A 16,448-nucleotide genomic window follows, 5' to 3' on the forward strand; every position below is an offset into this window, starting at 1 on the left:
GTTCATCCAGTATCCGCTGCCCGACAATCCCGGTCTGACCCAGGTTCTTCTCCAGCACAATGCAATTGCACTCCGGGTCCTCCTGCAACGCCGAGATCAACCGCCGCGCATGAGAAACCACCCACACCTGACACTGCTCCGACGCCCGGATAATCAACCGCGCCAACGCCGGCAACAGGTCCGGGTGCAGACTGGTTTCCGGCTCGTTCAACACCATCAGCGTCGGCGGCCGAGGTGTCAGCAGTGCTGCGACCAGCAGCAAATAGCGCAACGTCCCGTCCGACAACTCGGCCGCCGACAAGGGCCGCAACAATCCTTCCTGGTAAAACTCGATCGCAAACCGACCACCCTGAAGCGGCGCGATGTTCAATCGCGCGCCAGGGAAGGCGTCGCTGATGGCGGCCTGCAAGGCCTCGGGGTCGCCGATTTCGCGGATTGTCTGCAACGCGGCCGCCAGATCCCGACCGTCGTGATGCAGCACCGGCGTGCGGGTGCCCAATTCCGGTTGGCGCACCGGCGCGTCGGCGTCGCTGCGAAAGTGATCATAGAACCGCCAGCGGCGGATGAATTCACGCAGCTGCAAGACTTCCGGCGAGGTGCGAAAGCTGCCGACCTGATCGAACAGGCTGTCGAAATTCGGCGTGTGTTGGGCCAGCACGTCCCAAGCGCGACCGACCCGGGTGCGGATCATCGGGCCGTCGCGGTCCACCAGCAGGCTGGCCGGGCGGTAAAACGGACCGGACCAGATGCATTCCTTCTTGATTTCCGGGTCCAGAGAAAACTCGGAAAGGCTCGGCTACGGCAGACCCAGCGCGATCGAGTAGCTGAAATCTTCCCCGGCAAACCCCAGGCGCAGGCGTTTGGCACCGTGCCGAACGGTCGCCTCGATCGGGACTTCGCCATTACGCATCCGCCGGCTGATGTTTTCCGGCCCGGCCCAGAAGGTCGAATCCAGTCCACCTTCGCGGGCCAATGCATTGACCACGCCGCCCTGTGCGGTCTCCGCCAGCAGGCGCAACGCGCGGTAGAGGTTGGATTTGCCGCTGCCATTGGGGCCGGTGATCAGGTTCAACCGACCCAACGGAATCACCAATTTATTGATCGAGCGGTAATTGGCCACCGCGAGGGTTTTGAGCATTAGGACTTTCTCTGTGGCCCCGAAACGGCATCAGGATAACCGCGTGGGCGAATTTACGTTGTAGGAGCTGCCGAAGGCTGCGATCTTTTGACTTTAGCGGTCGCGATGTCGCCGGAAGATCAAAAGATCGCAGCCTTCGGCAGCTCCTACAGGGAAATGGTTATCTGCGCGGGCGAAGGTGGAACCCTGTTCTAAGCTCACAGTCGTATCGCCATTGGCACGTTCGTACAACGCAAAGGAGTCTGCATGGTGGGTCCCGGATTGAAAACAGTGGTTGGCCTGAGCCTCCTTGTCCTGCTGAGCGCCTGTGGCGATAAAAAACCGGTCGAAAAGGACCGTCCGCGGGTATTCGTGCAAGAGGTAAAACCTGCGGATTACGCGGCGACGGTGACCTTGACCGGTGATGTTCAGGCACGGGTCCAGACCGACCTGTCGTTCCGCGTTGCCGGCAAGATCATCCAGCGTACAGTCGATGTCGGTGATCGGGTTTCGGCCAAACAGGTTCTGGCAAAACTCGATCCCAAGGACCTGCAAACCAGCGTCGACTCGGCTCAGGCGCAGGTTGTTGCCGAACAGGCCCGAGTCAAACAGACCGCCGCCGCTTTCGTCCGTCAGCAAAAACTCCTGCCCAAGGGCTACACCAGCCAGAGCGAGTTCGATTCCGCCCAAGCCGCCTTGCGCAGCAGCCAAAGCGCCCTGACGGCGGCCCAGGCGCAACTGGCCAACGCCCGTGAACAACTGAGCTACACCGCGTTGGTCGCTGACGCGCCGGGGGTGATTACCGCGCGCCAGGCCGAGGTCGGCCAGGTGGTGCAGGCCACCGTGCCGATTTTCAGCCTGGCCCGGGACGGTGAGCGCGACGCAGTGTTCAACGTCTACGAATCGCTGCTGAAAGAGCCACCAGAGGATAAAACGGTGGTCGTCAGCCTGCTCGACAACCCCGCGATCAAAACCACTGGCACCGTTCGGGAAATCACCCCGGCCGTCTCCGCGCAGACCGGCACGGTGCAGGTCAAAGTCACTCTCAACGGACTACCGGAAGGCATGCAGCTCGGTTCGGTGGTGAGTGCCACGGCCAAGACGCCAGGCAAGTCGGCGGTCGAACTGCCTTGGTCGGCTCTGACGAAAAATCTCAGCGACCCGGCCGTGTGGCTGGTGGACGATGAGGGCAAGGCACAGCTGCACACCGTCACTGTCGGCCGCTACTTGACGGGCAAAGTGATCATCAGCGCCGGCCTGAAGGGTGGCGAAAAAGTCGTCATCGCCGGCGGCCAGCTGCTGCACCCCGGCGTGAAGGTGGAGATCGCCGAAAACACCTATAAGGATTTAGCCGCGGGAGTCCAGCCATGAAGCGTCTGTTGCTGGTTTTCGCCGGTGTGATCCTGGTGGCCTGCTCGAAAAAAGAACCGCCACCGGAACCGATACGCCCGGTGCTGTCCATCAAGGTCCAGTCCCTGGACGAAGAAAACCTGGGCCGTTTCGCCGGCAGCATCCAGGCCCGTTATGAAAGCAATGTCGGCTTCCGGGTGCCAGGACGCATTGCCAGCCGCAACGTCGATGTCGGTGCCGAAGTCGATAAGGGCGCGCTGCTCGCCACGCTCGACCCCACCGATCAGCAGAACCAGTTGCGTTCCGCTCAGGGCGATCTAGCCAGCGTCCAGGCGCAACTCATCAACGCCCAGGCCAACGCCCGGCGTCAGCAAGAGTTGTTCGATCGTGGCGTGGGTGCCCAGGCGCAACTCGACGTCGCACAGACCGACCTCAAAACCACCCAGGCCTCCCTCGATCAAGCGAAGGCTGCGGTCGATCAGGCCAAGGACCAGCTCAACTACGTCGAACTGCGTGCCGACCACAAAGCCATCGTCACAGCGTGGAACGCCGAAGCCGGGCAAGTCGTCAGCGCCGGCCAGCAAGTGGTGACCCTGGCGCAGCCGGACATCAAGGAGGCGGTGATCGACCTGCCGGACACCCTGGTCGACCAGTTGCCGGCGGACGTGGTGTTCCAGGTTGCCGTCCAGCTGGAGCCGAGCATCACCACCACTGCCATCGTTCGCGAAATCGAACCCCAGGCGCAAAGCGCGACCCGCACCCGTCGCGCCCGCCTGACACTGACCGACACGCCACCGGGGTTTCGCCTGGGTACGGCGATCAGCGTGACCCTCAGCTCCGCGATCAAACCGCGTATCGAACTGCCCCTGACTGCGCTCCAGGAGGTCGATGGCAAACCGCGGATCTGGGTCATCGACCCGCAGACTCAAACCGTTTCCCCACGAGACGTCAGCCTGGTCAGCCGCACTGACTCAACGATGGTCCTGGCCAGCGGCGTGAAGTCCGGCGAGCGGGTGGTCAGTGCCGGCGTGAATAGCCTGAAACCGGGGCAGAAAGTAAAAATCGATGAGGACAGCCCGCAATGAAAGGGAGTTTCAACTTATCCGAATGGGCCCTCAAGCATCAGTCGTTTGTCTGGTATTTGATGTTCGTCGCACTGCTGATGGGCGTGTTCTCGTACCTGAACCTGGGCCGCGAGGAAGACCCGTCGTTCACCATCAAAACCATGGTGATTCAGACTCGCTGGCCGGGCGCGACCCAGGAAGAAACCCTCAAGCAGGTCACTGACCGGATCGAGAAAAAACTCGAAGAGCTCGACTCGCTCGACTACGTGAAAAGCTACACCCGCCCCGGCGAGTCGACGGTTTTCGTTAACTTGCGTGATACCACCAGCGCCAAGGACATTCCGGAAATCTGGTATCAGGTGCGCAAGAAGATCAACGACATTCGTGGCGACTTCCCCAAAGGCCTTCAAGGGCCGGGGTTCAACGACGAATTCGGCGATGTGTTTGGCTCGGTGTACGCCTTTACCGCCGACGGTTTGTCGATGCGCCAATTGCGCGATTACGTCGAGCAGGTCCGCGCCGAGATCCGCGAAGTGCCGGGGCTGGGCAAGGTCGAGATGGTCGGCGAGCAGGATGAAGTCCTCTACCTGAACTTCTCCACCCGCAAACTGGCGGCGCTGGGCATCGATCAGCGCCAGGTGGTGCAGAGCCTGCAATCGCAGAACGCGGTGACGCCGGCCGGTGTGATCGAGGCCGGTCCCGAGCGGATTTCCGTGCGCACGTCCGGGCAGTTTGCCTCCGAGAAAGACCTGGAAAACGTCAACCTGCGACTCAACGATCGTTTCTACCGCCTGGCCGATATCGCCGAGATCAGCCGTGGCTATGTCGATCCGGCGACGCCGGAATTCCGTTTCAACGGCCACCCCGCCATCGGCCTCGCCATTGCGATGAAGAAGGGCGGCAACATTCAGGTGTTCGGCAAGGCGTTGCACCAGCGCATGACCGACCTGACTGCCGACCTGCCGGTGGGCGTCGGCGTGCACAACGTTTCCGACCAGGCCGAAGTGGTGGAAAAAGCCGTCGGCGGCTTTACCAGCGCACTGTTCGAAGCGGTGGTGATCGTGCTGATCGTCAGCTTCATCAGCCTCGGCGTGCGCGCCGGGCTGGTGGTGGCGTGCTCGATTCCGCTGGTGCTGGCGATGGTCTTCGTCTTCATGGAATACAGCGGCATCACCATGCAGCGGATTTCCCTCGGTGCGCTGATCATTGCCCTCGGGCTGCTGGTGGATGACGCGATGATCACCGTCGAAATGATGGTCACGCGCCTGGAAATGGGCGAGACCAAGGAGCAAGCGGCCACGTTCGCCTACACCTCGACCGCGTTCCCGATGCTCACCGGTACGTTGGTGACGGTGGCCGGTTTCGTGCCCATCGGCCTGAACGCCAGCTCGGCCGGCGAGTACACCTTCACGCTGTTCGCGGTGATCGCGGTGGCCATGATCGTGTCGTGGATTGTCGCGGTGCTGTTCGCCCCGGTGATCGGCGTGCACATCCTCAGCGCCAACGTGAAACCTCACGACGCAGAACCGGGACGCATCGGTCGGGCGTTCAATTACGGCATGTTCTGGTCCATGCGCAATCGCTGGTGGGCGATCGGCATCACCATCGCACTGTTTGTGGCGTCGGTGTTTTCCATGCAGTTCGTGCAGAACCAGTTCTTTCCGTCCTCGGACCGTCCGGAAATCCTCGTCGATCTGAACCTGCCGCAAAACGCTTCGATCGCCGAAACCCGCAAGGCTGTGGACAAGCTCGAAGCGACCCTCAAGGGCGACCCGGACATCGTGCGCTGGAGCACCTACATCGGCGAAGGGGCGATCCGTTTCTACCTGCCCCTCGACCAGCAATTGCAGAACCCGTACTACGCGCAACTGGTGATCGTCAGCAAAGGGCTGGAATCGCGTAACGCGCTTAGCCAACGCTTGCGCGAGCGACTGCGTAAGGATTTTGTCGGTATCGGCAGCTACGTCCAGGCGCTGGAAATGGGCCCGCCGGTAGGGCGGCCGATTCAGTACCGGGTCAGCGGCAAGGACATCGATCAGGTGCGCAAACACGCCATCGCCCTGGCCACCGAACTGGATAAGAACTCGCACATCGGCGAGTTCATTTACGACTGGAACGAACCGGGCAAAGTCCTGCGCATCGACATCGCACAGGACAAGGCGCGGCAATTGGGGCTGTCGTCGGAAGACGTGGCCAACCTGATGAACAGCATTGTGGTCGGTGCGCCGGTGACACAGGTCGATGACGATATCTACCTGATCAACGTGGTGGGTCGTGCGGAAGACGCCGAACGCGGCACCCCGGAAACCCTGCAGAACTTGCAGATCGTCACGCCGGGCGGCACGTCGATTCCGCTGCTGGCGTTCGCCTCCGTGCGCTATGAACTTGAGCAACCGCTGGTCTGGCGCCGCGACCGCAAACCGACCATCACCATCAAGGCTGCAGTGCGCGACGAAATTCAACCGACCGACCTGGTGAAACAACTCCAACCCGACATCGATAAATTCGCCGCCAGTTTGCCGGTGGGCTACAAGGTCGCCACAGGCGGCACCGTCGAGGAAAGCGGCAAGGCCCAGGGGCCAATTGCCAAGGTTGTGCCGTTGATGCTGTTTTTGATGGCGACCTTTCTGATGATCCAGTTGCACAGCGTGCAGAAGCTGTTCCTGGTGGCCAGCGTCGCGCCGCTCGGGCTGATTGGCGTGGTGATAGCGCTGATCCCGACGGGCACGCCGATGGGCTTTGTTGCGATTCTGGGGATTCTGGCGCTGATCGGCATCATCATCCGCAACTCGGTGATTCTGGTGACGCAGATCGATGCCCTGGAGAAGGACGGTCATGCACCGTGGGATGCCGTGGTGCAAGCCACGGAGCATCGTCGCCGGCCGATTCTGCTGACGGCAGCGGCGGCGAGCCTGGGGATGATCCCGATCGCCCGAGAGGTGTTCTGGGGGCCGATGGCTTACGCGATGATTGGCGGGATTATTATTGCGACGTTGCTGACGTTGCTGTTTTTGCCGGCGCTTTATGTGGCCTGGTACAAGATTCGCGAACCGAAGAAAGAAGTGCAGTAACGGCGAGCGCTTCGCGCTCTATTCGCGAGCAAGCCCGCTCCCACATTCGGTCGCGTCAGTCTGGACAACTCGGTCAACTGTGGGAGCGGGCTTGCTCGCGAAGGCACCAGTACAGATACCGCAAGTCTTAAGGCTTTACACCTTGCGCCAAACACTCGCCAACCAAGCCTGCTGCTCGCGCGGCAACCCCGCCGGCCGGTAGTAATGCTCCAACTCTACAAACCCCGCCGCCGTCAGCAATTGCTGCCACGTCTCAAGATCGTGATACGCCCCATAACGCGGCCCATTCCACCCTTCCTGATTCTCGCCACGCGGATTGGAACTGAATAACACCCCGCCCGGCTTCAAAGCCCCGCGCAACTCCTTCAACACCCGAGGCAATTCCTGACGCGGAATATGAAACAGCACCGCATTGGCGAAGATCCCGTCAAAGCGCTCAGCCGGCAAATCCAGCTTCAGAAAATCCTGCTGCCAGACCTCACAACCACTGTCTTCGCGCGCCATCTGCGCAAACTTCTCCGAGCCATCAAGCCCGACAGCGGTGTGGCCCATGCGCGTGAAGGTTTGCAAATCACGACCCGGCCCACAGCCAAAGTCGAGAATGTCGAACGGTGCCTCCCCCTGAATATGCCGCAGCAGCGCATCAATGTTCTGGCTGACATCATGATCGCGAGTCCCTTCGCGAAAACTTTCAGCCACCGAGTTGTAATGGCCCAGGGTGGTGGAGGTGATCTGCTCGAGGTCGGTGGGGGTCTGTTTCATGGTCGGCTGCGCAGGCAATGTGAGTTCGCCGAATATACGCCATGAGGCAGAAGGCTGCTGCGCAGCCATTCGCGAGCAAGCCCGCTCCCACATTTGATCGCGTCCACCCGGGCAACGCGGTCGAATGTGGGAGCGGGCTTGCTCGCGAAAGCGGTATCACTGACAACCAATGACTTCAGCCAGGCTCAACGCTTATTGAGACCCCGCGCCAACCGATCCCCGCCCAATTGAATCGCCGCCACCAACACCACCAGCAATACAATCACCGTCAACATGATCTGGCTATCAAATCGCTGATACCCGTACCGATAAGCGATGTCGCCCAACCCGCCGGCACCAATCGCCCCCGCCATGGCGGACGAGTTGATCATCGTCACCAACGTAATCGTGAAACCGCCGACAATCCCCGGCAGCGACTCGGGCAACAACACATGCCAAACGATATGCCAGCGCCGGCAACCCATCGCCTGCGCCGCTTCGATCAACCCGTGATCAACCTCACGCAAACTGACTTCGGCAATGCGCGCAAAGAACGGCGTGGCGGCAATGGTCAGCGGTACCACAGCGGCCCAAACGCCGTACGTGGTGCCGACGATCAACCGCGTAAACGGAATCAGCGCCACCATCAAAATCAGAAACGGAATCGAGCGGAACAGGTTCACGAACGCGCCCAACGCACGGTTCAGCGCCGGCGCTTCATAGATCCCGCCCTTGGAGCTGGTGACCAGAATCACCGCCAGCGGAATGCCCGCCAGCAGCGCGATCAATGACGACACGCCGACCATCAGGAAGGTGTCGATGAAGCCTTGCAGCAAGCGATCAAACCACATAACCCAGCACCTCCACCTGTTGCGCCCAGTTGCCGGCGCGTTGACGCAATTCCTCTGCGCCGAGGGCCGAACCGGTCACCGCCAGCAGCAATTGCCCGAGGGCATGGCCCTGAATCCGTTCCACGCCACCTTGCAGCAAGCGCACACGGCCGCCGAGGGCGGCGAACAGTGCGGCCAGATCCGGTTCATCACTCGCGCTGCCGGTGAACTGCAAGCGCAGCACAACAGCGGCGTCCGAGGACTGTGGGTGTGCCTGCAAGCGGCTTTGCAACTCTTCCGGCAAACCATGTTGCAATGGCGCCAGCAAGGTTTTGCTGACCTCGTGCTGCGGGTTGCCAAAGACTTCCCAGACCGGCCCTTGTTCGACGATTCGCCCGTGTTCCAACACGACGACCCGATCACAGATATCGCGAATCACCGCCATCTCGTGAGTGATCAGCACGATGGTCAGGCCCAGGCGCTGATTGATCTCGCGCAGCAGGCCGAGGATCGATTGCGTGGTCTCCGGGTCCAGCGCCGAAGTGGCTTCGTCGCACAGCAGAATCGCCGGGTCATGCACCAAGGCGCGGGCGATGCCTACGCGCTGTTTCTGCCCGCCGGAAAGCTGCGCGGGGTAGGCCTTGTGTTTCTCTTGCAGGCCTACCAGTTCCAGCAATTCGCGGACTTTCTGCTCGCGTTTTTCCTTCGGCACACCGGCGACTTTCAACGGCAATTCGACGTTCTGCCAAACCGTCTTGGCCGACATCAGGTTGAAGTGCTGGAAGATCATGCCGATGCGCCGGCGCAGCGCCACCAGGCGGTCTTCATCGAACTCGCCGATGTCGACCTGATCGATCAGCACGCGCCCCGTGCTCGGTTGTTCCAGACGGTTGATGGTGCGGATCAGCGACGACTTGCCGGCGCCGCTACGGCCGATGATGCCGAACACCTCGCCGCGCTGGATCGCCAGGTCGATGCCGTGCAGGGCCGCCACTGGACCTTGTTGGCCGTTGTAGGTTTTGCCCAGGCCGATGAAGCGCACGTGAGCACGGTTGAGCGCTGGATGCAGTTCGGTTTTTTCGGCTTTTTGGGGCTCTGGAATTTCCAGTCGCAGTTGGTTGGCTGCCGTCATATTCAGCTTTCCCAGCCAGCTTGATAGAGCTTGCCATGGGCTTTATCCAGCGCTGCACGAACGGCCGGTGAATGCTGGTAGATGTCGACGAATTTGATCAGGCGCGGGTCGGTTTTGCTTTTCGGCTGGATCACGAACTGGATCACGTATTCCTTGTGATCGAGACCGTCGAACAGCAGGGCGGAGCCGGCATCGAAGGTCTTCGACAGGCGAATGTAGGCTGGGTAACCCTGGACCAGATCGGCGTCGTCATAGGCGCGCACCAGTTGCACGGCTTCGACCTGAAGGATTTTGATCTTCTTCGGGTTGGCGATGATGTCTTCTTCGGTGGCTTTGTAGCCGACACCCGGTTTGAGCGTGATCAGCCCGGCCTTGGCCAACAATTGCAAACCACGACCGCTGTTGATCGGGTCATTGGCGATCGCCACGCTGGCGCCTTCTGGGAACTCGTCGAAGCTTTTGTATTTCTTCGAGTAGAGGCCGACGTTGTTGATGATCCCCGGCGCGAACGGCACTAGGTCAAAACCGGCGGCGGCCTTGGCGTTTTCCAGGAACGGGACGTGCTGGAAGTAGTTCACGTCAATGTCACCGGCAGCGAGGCTGACGTTGGGGGCGATCCAGTCGCTGAACTCCACCAGGTCGACTTGCAGGCCCTGTTTCTTGGCTTCTTCGACGGCAGCTTCCAGGGGAATGGCGAAAGCGGCGGTGGTGCCGACCTTCAGTGGCGCGTCGGCGGCGAAGGTGATGGAGCTGAAAAGGCCGAGGGCCAGGGCCAGTGCTTTGACTGGGTGAGAGAGGTAGGTCTTTTTCATGATGGGTTTTCCAGTCAGTGCATAGTTGTGTGGCGCTTGGTCGGGCCTCATCGCGAGCAAGCTCGCTCCCACATTGGATCTCGGGTGTTCACACAATCCCTGTGGGAGCGAGCTTGCTCGCGATGCTTTTAGCGGCGGAACGCGGACCCGGTATGTTGCTCAGGCAAATGCGCCTCCCCGTGAAACAGTTTTTCCCGCAGGCTGCCAGGGTCGTAAGCGGTCTTGTACGACCCTCGGCGTTGCAACTCCGGAATTACCAAATCGATGAAATCCAAATAGCTTTCCGGCGTGACAATCCGAGTCAGGTTGAAGCCATCCAGACCGGTTTCCGTGATCCACGATTCCAGCTCATCAGCCACTTGCTCAGGCGAACCCACCACGGTGATGTAGCGACCACCAAGCGCGTGTTGCTCGAGTAATTTGCGGCGGGTCCAGTCGTTGTTTTGCAGGTTTTTGGTGGCGGACTGGATCGCGTTGCTCTTCACGTACTGGATCGGTTCGTCGATTTCGTACTCGGAAAAATCGATCCCGGTGGAGGCCGAGAAATGCGCCACGCCGGCCTCGGCACTGGCGTAGCTCAAGTACTCGGCGTGCTTGGCCCAGGCCAGCTCTTCGGTGGCGCCGACAATCACATTCAGCCCCATGAACACCTTGATGTCCTCGGGGTTGCGCCCGGCTTCGACGGCACTGGCGCGCACCTTGTCTACTTGAACTTTGGTCGACGGTTTGTTCTGGCCGCTGATGAACACGCACTCGGCATGTCGCCCGGCGAACAGCAAACCGCGATCCGAACTGCCGGCCTGGAACAGCACCGGTGTGCGCTGCGGCGACGGTTCGCAGAGGTGATAACCCTCGACCTGATAGAACTCGCCCTTGTGCTCGACCTTGTGCACTTTCTCGGGCTGCGCGTAGATCCGCTGCTGCGGATCGTTAAGCACCGCGCCGTTTTCCCAGCTGCCTTCCCAGAGTTTGTAGAGCACTTGCAGGTATTCATCGGCCTGGTCGTAACGACGGTCGTGTTCCACCTGTTCACTCAAACCCATGGCCTTGGCGGCGCTGTCGAGGTAGCCGGTGACGATATTCCAGCCGACCCGGCCACGGCTCAGGTGATCGAGCGTGGACATGCGTCGGGCGAACAGATACGGCGGTTCGTAAGTCAGGTTGGCGGTGAGGCCGAAGCCAAGGTTTTTTGTCACTGCGGCCATGGCCGAGACCAGCAGCAGCGGGTCGTTGACCGGAAGTTGGATCGACTCTTTGAGCGGCACGTCCACCGAGTTTTGGTAGACGTCGTACACGCCGACGATGTCGGCGATGAACAAACCGTCGAACAGTCCGCGCTCCAGCAATTGTGCCAGTTCGGTCCAGTATTCGATCGTTTTGTATTGGGTTGAAGTGTCCCGTGGATGCGTCCACAGGCCATGGTTGATGTGCCCGATGCAGTTCATGTTGAACGCGTTGAGCAGGATCTTCTTTTTGGCATCGGCCATCAGATGGTCCCCCGCAGTGGCGGGTTTTCATCGTTGAGGTAGTAATTGCCGACCGCGTGATACTTCCAGCGCACAGGGTCGTGCAGCGTGTGTACCCGAGCGTTGCGCCAGTGGCGATCCAGACCATGTTCGATCAGGGTTGCCTGGCTGCCGGCCAGTTCAAACAGCGTGCTGCCAGCGGCGAGAGAAATCTCGGTGCTGATGGCGCGGGCTTCGGCGACAGCAATCGACGCGGCGGCGACAGTCTCTGCGTTGGTGTCGGCCTGCGCCTTGTCGAGGAATTCGCCCGAGCGTTCCAGCAAGGCTTCGGTGGCGTGCAGACGAATGCTCAAGTGGCCGAAGCTCTTGATGGTCAGTGGGTCTTCGGTGGCTTTGTCGTTGCCGGAATCGATCCACGGCCGGGTCTTGGTGCGCACGAAATGCAGGGCATCTTCATAGGCGGCGCGGGCGATACCGGTGTCGATGGCGGCGTGAAGAATCTGCGCCAGCGGGCCGACGGTGGTCGGGCGCTCGAACGCGCTCTGAAACGGGATCACGTCTTCGGCGGCGACGTAGACATCTTCAAACACCACCGATCCGCTGCCGGTGGTGCGCTGGCCGAAGCCGCTCCAGTCGTCGATCACTGTCAGACCCTTGGCGTTACGAGGGACGAAAGCGAGTTGCTGAACGCCGTTTTCGTCCACGACCGACGTCGGAATGCGTTGGGCATAAATCGCGCCCGTGGCGTAAAACTTGCGGCCGTTGATGCGGTAACCGTCACCGTTGCGGGTCAGGCTGGTGACGCGGTCATGGGCAGTTTTGGTGCCGAGTTCCGCGAGGGCATTGCCGAAGCGTTGGCCGGCCAGCACTTCCGCGTACAGGCGTTTTTTCTGCTCTTCGCTGCCGTTCACACGCAGCACTTCGAGCGCGTAGAAATGGTTCTGCGGGATCTGGCCGAGGGAACCGTCAGCCTGGGCGATCAGCGCGATCACCTTGGCCAGGGTGACGTTGGAAACCCCGGCGCCGCCGTATTCTTTTGGCACGCTGATGCCCCAAAGACCCGAGCGGGAAAACACTTCCAGTTCCGGGTGTGGCAAACGGCGTTCGCGGTCGCGCAGGGCGCTGTCGCGTTTGAAATCTTCGGCCAAGTCACTGGCGACGATCAGGGCTTGCTCATCGCTGGTTATGACCGCGACGTGGTGAGAAAGAGTCATGTGTTTCTCCAGAGATCTGGTCGTTAAATCCAGGAGTGGCGAGCGGGCAGCGTGCCGTTCAGGTGATAAGTCCCGACGGCGTGGTATTTCCAGCGCACCGGATCGTGCAGCGTGTGCACGCGGGCGTTGCGCCAGTGGCGGTCGAGGTTGAATTCGGCGAGGGTGGCGCGGCTGCCGGCCAGTTCGAAAAGCTTTTCGCTGGCCAGCAGCGAGATCTCGGTGGTCAGCACTTTGGCTTCGGCCACGGCAATCGACGCACGGGCGGCGGACTCGGCGGTAAGCGGCGCGGCGTTGACCTGATCGAGCACTTGCCCGGCCTTGCGCAACAGCGCCTCGGCGGCGTGCAGTTCGATCTTCAGCTTGCCGATGTCGGCGATCACATACAGGTCGTCGCTGGCCCGTTCGACTTTGGCGTCGATCCACGGCCGTGCACGGGTTTTCACGAAATCGATGGCGTCGTCGATGGCGCCCCGGGCGATGCCGGCGTCAATGGCTGCTTGAATCAGCTGCGACACGGCACCCTGAATGTTCGGGCTGTCATTGATCTTCCAGTTATCCACCACCAGCTCGGCGTCGACTTGCACGTTGTTGAGCAAAAGGGTGCCGCTGGCGGTGGTGCGTTGGCCGAACCCCGACCAGTCATCAACGATGCGCAGGCCCGGTGTACCGCGGCGGACGAAGGCCAGCACTTGTTTGCCGTCGTCGTTCAGCGCCTTGACGGCGACCCAGTGGGCGAACAGGGCGCCGGTGGAATAGAACTTCTGCCCGTTGAGGACGAAGCCGTCGCCGCTGGCGGTGATTCGCGCCTTGAGTTCAAGGGTGTTTTTGGTGCCGCGCTCAGGGCCCGCGTTACCGATCCGCCAGCCGTCGAGCACGCTTTTGAACAGCTGCTTTTTTTGCGATTCAGTGGCGCTGCCGAGCACCAGGTTGAGAATGCCGAACTGGTTCTGCGGGATCTGTCCCAATGCCGGGTCGGCCGCGGAAATGATCGCGAAGACTTCGGCCAAAGTGACGAACGAAACCTGCGGGCCACCGTACTCACGTGGGATAGCAATGCTGCCCAAACCGCTGCGGGTGAATTGTTCGATTTCCGACCACGGTAGCTTGCGCTGCTGATCGCGTTTGGCTGCTTGCAGGCGGGCGACTTGCGCCAGCTCATGGGCGGCCTTGATGGCTTGTGCGTCGTTGCGCAAGACCTGCGCGGGCAACAACAGGGGGGCGATGTCCAGATCACTCTGAACGATTGCATCTGCCAGACTGGACATCAGTGCCGCTCCTTGGCTGCACGCAATGCCCTGGCGATCTGCACTGGGGTGATTGTGTTCCGGACCATACCTACCTCACATCTCATGGAAACGTCGCGAGGGTTGCGACGAACGAAAACAAGAATGTCCGGTGGTCCGGTGCATATACCCTAAGCGTGTATAAAAAATTAATAAACTAACTTTTAGGAATATGCATAGAAGGCGGTGCCACAGATTCATGTAGCAGCTGGCGAAGCCTGCGTTCGGCTGCGTAGCAGTCGTCAAAACCTGAGTTCGCGGTTTAACTGAATGACCGCAGTGTCTGATTTCACGACTGCTGCGCAGCCGAACGCAGGCTTCGCCAGCTGCTACAAGGGATCTCAGCGTTTGCGGGGTTCGGCGGCCATGAGTATCTCCTTCGGCCGGGCCTTCAAATACGGATTGGCGCAACCGATTTTCAGCCTGCGCGGTGGTGCCCAGCGGGAGTTGTTACCCACCCGGTCGAGGATGCAGTAAGTCACTTCCAGCCGCAGGTCTTCGCCGGCTTCGAGAATGATCGCCGGCGGCACCCAGACCTGGATCGGCTGGCCGACATCGCCGGCCTTGAGTCGTGGCAGATCCATGCGCACATCGCCCCAACGCAGGGTGATTTCGTCGTCGGCGGCCATGTTCAGGTAAGGCTCGATGGTCAGCGGAACGCCGCGCTTGATCTGGTTCGGATTGACCCCCTGACGGCGAATGGTCTCGGGGATATTCACGGGCTCCAGACTCTGGTTTTCATCGCCGCACAGCGCAGACGGTTGGCCGCCGGGGCAGTCGAGTTTGATTTGCACTCGTCTGGTGGCTGAAAGGGTTGGTCCTTGCCCGATCTGCATGATCCGGTAGCGGATGCGTGAGGTGCCATTGGCGATGAAGCTCTCGGGTACACGCAGTTGGACCGGTTGACCGACATCGTCGGCCGTCAGCACTCTGGAGGCCACGTAGCAGTTGTCCCAGAACAATTCGATCAGGTCGCCTTCGTCCATGCCGGAGTAGGGCGCCACATCGATCAGCAAGTGCGCCGCCGAGGTGATGTTGATGCAGGTCTTGTGAGATTGCGCCAGGGTCGGGGCGGCAAGTTCGGGTTTGTTCGAAGTGCTTGTCATGGGGTTTCTCCTTGAAGCCTTGCAGCGAAAGTCCGTTTCTGAAAGTTCGAAAGGCGTGAATTACCGAGCAACAAAACTGTTCACTGTGTGTGAAATTAAACAGTGAATGAGTGCGAGGTTAAACGCCTGTTGGAGACTAGATAAGAGTGCGCTTGAATAGGTGTCAATAGAGCTGGCTAGTTAAGTATTGGATCTAGTGTTATTCAGAAAAATCCTACGCGTTGAAGTTAATAAGCTGCACCGCTCTGTCGAACTTGACGTTATTTTACGGGCTTCTAGTGCGTTGCTGACGGCGAAGACCGGCTCGGTGAGGGCGCTGGGTTTGGCGAATTTTAGGCGAGGTTATTCTGTTGCAGGACATATATATGTACCGCACGCAGCAATAAAAAATTATCTATTGTTCGGATGGATGAATAAGAGAAGAGAATATATCGAGAGGTTTTGTTAGTAGGGGTGGTTGTCACTTCCGTCCATGGAAGTTGACAAGTAGTGAAGCGATGTTTCAGTGGTGAGCGTTATTCAGGAACTTGCTGAGAAACTGCTTCGTCCGCTCTTCTTTCGGATTGGCAAACAGCGCCTTGGCTTCGCCTTGTTCGACGATCACACCTTTGTCGAAAAACACCACGCGGTTCGCCACGTCCCGGGCAAAGCCCATTTCGTGGGTGACGATGACCATGGTGCGTCGCTCTTCGGCGAGGCTGCGGATGGTCGCCAGCACTTCACCCACCAGCTCCGGGTCGAGGGCTGAGGTGGGTTCGTCGAACAGAATCACTTCCGGCTCCATCGCCAGTGCGCGGGCAATCGCCACACGCTGTTGCTGACCACCGGACAGGCGTCGCGGGTAAGCGTCTTCCTTGCCCGCCAGGCCGACCCTGGCCATCAGCTTTTTACCCAGGGCAACGGCTTCGGCGTGCGGGATCTTCTTTACGATGATCGGGCCTTCGATAACGTTTTCCAGGGCGGTGCGATGAGGGAACAGGTTGAAGTTCTGGAACACGAAACCCACGTGCTGTCGCAAACGTCGCACCAGGCCTTGCTGCTGGTTCAGCGGACGGCTGCCATCGATCTCGATGTCACCGACCTTGATCCGGCCGCTGGTGGGTTCTTCCAGGAAATTCAGGCAACGCAGGAACGTGGTTTTACCCGAGCCGCTAGGCCCGATGATTGCCACCACCTCGCCTTCCTTCACTTGCAGATCGATGCCGTTGAGCACCACTTGACCCTTGAACTGCTTTGTCAGTTTTTCCACGACAATCATTGGG

At 60.2% G+C, this 16,448-nt stretch carries 12 protein-coding genes and 1 pseudogene; 3 read left to right on the forward strand and 10 right to left on the reverse strand.

What is annotated here, in order from left to right:
* Positions 1-1,138: pseudogene (locus E3W21_RS09920) on the reverse strand (AAA family ATPase); the annotation flags it as partial.
* A gap of 246 nt (positions 1,139-1,384) precedes the next feature.
* Between E3W21_RS09920 and E3W21_RS09925 the strand changes: the two are divergent.
* Genes E3W21_RS09925 through E3W21_RS09935 form a run of 3 tightly spaced genes read left to right on the forward strand, consistent with a single transcriptional unit; the run spans position 1,385 to position 6,602 of the window.
* Positions 1,385-2,488 (forward strand): efflux RND transporter periplasmic adaptor subunit, encoded by a 1,104-nt coding sequence (locus E3W21_RS09925; protein WP_134419353.1) that lies wholly within the window; start codon positions 1,385-1,387, stop codon positions 2,486-2,488.
* A complete protein-coding gene (locus tag E3W21_RS09930; RefSeq protein ID WP_134419361.1) occupies positions 2,485-3,552 on the forward strand; it encodes an efflux RND transporter periplasmic adaptor subunit in 1,068 nt (355 codons plus the stop codon). Before E3W21_RS09925 ends, E3W21_RS09930 begins: the two co-directional genes overlap by 4 nt.
* Positions 3,549-6,602: an efflux RND transporter permease subunit gene (locus E3W21_RS09935; protein WP_134419368.1), complete on the forward strand. Its 3,054-nt coding sequence runs from the start codon at positions 3,549-3,551 to the stop codon at positions 6,600-6,602. The genes E3W21_RS09930 and E3W21_RS09935 overlap by 4 nt, the downstream gene beginning before the upstream one ends.
* 135 nt (positions 6,603-6,737) lie before the next feature.
* Here E3W21_RS09935 and E3W21_RS09940 read toward each other — a convergent pair whose 3' ends face one another.
* From E3W21_RS09940 to tcyN, 9 genes are all read right to left on the reverse strand, one after another.
* Entirely contained in the window at positions 6,738-7,364 is a 627-nt protein-coding gene (locus E3W21_RS09940; RefSeq protein WP_129439458.1) for a bifunctional 2-polyprenyl-6-hydroxyphenol methylase/3-demethylubiquinol 3-O-methyltransferase UbiG, read from the reverse strand.
* Between the two features lie 185 nt (positions 7,365-7,549).
* On the reverse strand, positions 7,550-8,194 hold the full coding sequence (locus E3W21_RS09945) for a methionine ABC transporter permease (RefSeq protein ID WP_129439456.1): 645 nt from the start codon (positions 8,192-8,194) through the stop codon (positions 7,550-7,552).
* Positions 8,184-9,305, reverse strand: a complete 1,122-nt coding sequence (locus E3W21_RS09950; RefSeq protein WP_134419375.1) for a methionine ABC transporter ATP-binding protein — start codon at positions 9,303-9,305, stop codon at positions 8,184-8,186. The genes E3W21_RS09945 and E3W21_RS09950 overlap by 11 nt, the downstream gene beginning before the upstream one ends.
* Positions 9,306-9,307: 2 nt before the next feature.
* Positions 9,308-10,117 carry a MetQ/NlpA family ABC transporter substrate-binding protein gene (locus E3W21_RS09955; protein ID WP_129439453.1) on the reverse strand — a complete coding sequence of 270 codons (810 nt, stop codon included), beginning with the start codon at positions 10,115-10,117 and terminating at the stop codon, positions 9,308-9,310.
* A 128-nt stretch (positions 10,118-10,245) separates the two neighbouring features.
* Positions 10,246-11,604, reverse strand: coding sequence for an LLM class flavin-dependent oxidoreductase (locus E3W21_RS09960; RefSeq protein WP_134419381.1), 1,359 nt, complete (start codon positions 11,602-11,604; stop codon positions 10,246-10,248).
* Positions 11,604-12,797 (reverse strand): SfnB family sulfur acquisition oxidoreductase, encoded by a 1,194-nt coding sequence (locus tag E3W21_RS09965; protein ID WP_134419388.1) that lies wholly within the window; start codon positions 12,795-12,797, stop codon positions 11,604-11,606. Before E3W21_RS09965 ends, E3W21_RS09960 begins: the two co-directional genes overlap by 1 nt.
* A gap of 23 nt (positions 12,798-12,820) precedes the next feature.
* Positions 12,821-14,062 carry an SfnB family sulfur acquisition oxidoreductase gene (locus E3W21_RS09970; RefSeq protein ID WP_129439447.1) on the reverse strand — a complete coding sequence of 414 codons (1,242 nt, stop codon included), beginning with the start codon at positions 14,060-14,062 and terminating at the stop codon, positions 12,821-12,823.
* A gap of 359 nt (positions 14,063-14,421) precedes the next feature.
* Complete coding sequence (locus tag E3W21_RS09975; RefSeq protein ID WP_134419394.1) at positions 14,422-15,186, reverse strand: hypothetical protein; 765 nt, start codon at positions 15,184-15,186, stop codon at positions 14,422-14,424.
* Positions 15,187-15,688: 502 nt separating this feature from the next.
* Positions 15,689-16,444, reverse strand: coding sequence for an L-cystine ABC transporter ATP-binding protein TcyN (gene tcyN / locus E3W21_RS09980; protein WP_095127632.1), 756 nt, complete (start codon positions 16,442-16,444; stop codon positions 15,689-15,691).
* Positions 16,445-16,448 lie beyond the last annotated feature (4 nt).

Source organism: Pseudomonas sp. F01002 (assembly GCF_004402115.1).
In the GTDB taxonomy this organism is placed as follows: Bacteria; Pseudomonadota; Gammaproteobacteria; order Pseudomonadales; family Pseudomonadaceae; genus Aquipseudomonas; species Aquipseudomonas frigoris.

Bases quoted from the DNA above. Each gene is read 5' to 3' on its own strand.
- E3W21_RS09925 (WP_134419353.1), top strand. From the start codon at position 1,385: ATGGTGGGTCCCGGATTGAAAACAGTGGTTGGCCTGAGCCTCCTTGTC.
- E3W21_RS09930 (WP_134419361.1), top strand. From the start codon at position 2,485: ATGAAGCGTCTGTTGCTGGTTTTCGCCGGTGTGATCCTGGTGGCCTGC.
- E3W21_RS09935 (WP_134419368.1), top strand. From the start codon at position 3,549: ATGAAAGGGAGTTTCAACTTATCCGAATGGGCCCTCAAGCATCAGTCG.
- E3W21_RS09940 (WP_129439458.1), bottom strand. From the start codon at position 7,364: ATGAAACAGACCCCCACCGACCTCGAGCAGATCACCTCCACCACCCTG.
- E3W21_RS09945 (WP_129439456.1), bottom strand. From the start codon at position 8,194: ATGTGGTTTGATCGCTTGCTGCAAGGCTTCATCGACACCTTCCTGATG.
- E3W21_RS09950 (WP_134419375.1), bottom strand. From the start codon at position 9,305: ATGACGGCAGCCAACCAACTGCGACTGGAAATTCCAGAGCCCCAAAAA.
- E3W21_RS09955 (WP_129439453.1), bottom strand. From the start codon at position 10,117: ATGAAAAAGACCTACCTCTCTCACCCAGTCAAAGCACTGGCCCTGGCC.
- E3W21_RS09960 (WP_134419381.1), bottom strand. From the start codon at position 11,604: ATGGCCGATGCCAAAAAGAAGATCCTGCTCAACGCGTTCAACATGAAC.
- E3W21_RS09965 (WP_134419388.1), bottom strand. From the start codon at position 12,797: ATGACTCTTTCTCACCACGTCGCGGTCATAACCAGCGATGAGCAAGCC.
- E3W21_RS09970 (WP_129439447.1), bottom strand. From the start codon at position 14,062: ATGTCCAGTCTGGCAGATGCAATCGTTCAGAGTGATCTGGACATCGCC.
- E3W21_RS09975 (WP_134419394.1), bottom strand. From the start codon at position 15,186: ATGACAAGCACTTCGAACAAACCCGAACTTGCCGCCCCGACCCTGGCG.
- tcyN (WP_095127632.1), bottom strand. From the start codon at position 16,444: ATGATTGTCGTGGAAAAACTGACAAAGCAGTTCAAGGGTCAAGTGGTG.